This window comes from Pseudomonas syringae group sp. J309-1 (genome assembly GCF_032582135.1).
Classification (GTDB): Bacteria; Pseudomonadota; Gammaproteobacteria; order Pseudomonadales; family Pseudomonadaceae; genus Aquipseudomonas; species Aquipseudomonas quasicaspiana.
Genome location: NZ_JAWHNU010000148.1, coordinates 1 through 547 on the forward strand (window position 1 = coordinate 1; position 547 = coordinate 547).

The following is a 547-nucleotide window of genomic DNA, read 5'->3' on the forward strand; positions in this document are numbered from 1 at the left end:
GAACCGGGCGCGGCCATCGCGTGCCCGGCCGGCATCGACGATCGCCAGGAACCGCAGCGCCTCAGGCGATGCGCAGCCCGCGCGGTCGCTTTCGCAGGCTGCAAGCTGCGCCAATTCGTCGGCCAGCTGGCGCTGCACCCCGCGCCATTTGTCATGCAGGCCGCCGCCGGCAAGCAGGTTGGTCGCCAGGCCGAACGGTTCGGTTGATTGTCTGAGCAGGGTCGCCGGGCCGGGCGACAGGAGCGCGGCGGCTTTCCGCTCCCCAATTGGCGCGGCCCCACCCAGGCCGAAGCCTAACACGACGGAGCGCAGCGCAAACGAGCGAAGCGAGAATCCCATGTGACACCCCCTGTCCGCTCATCGGCGGGTGGAGATTACACCGCGCACGCGACGGATCGTTTGATGCCGACAGCATCGCAACGACCCTTCGAATCGACTTAAGAGGTGGGAAATCCGGGCAGGAGGCTGAAGGGCGCGTGGCCCGGGTCCCGAAAACTTTACCGGTTTGTGAAACGAACCCGCGAACCTTTTTCCACCGCGAAACGCC

General features: G+C 66.7%; 1 protein-coding gene. It reads right to left on the reverse strand.

The features are described from left to right. Positions 1–339: hypothetical protein (locus RX972_RS29165; RefSeq protein ID WP_316880774.1), on the reverse strand; the 339-nt coding region annotated here is incomplete at its 3' end. Positions 340–547: the final 208 nt, after the last annotated feature.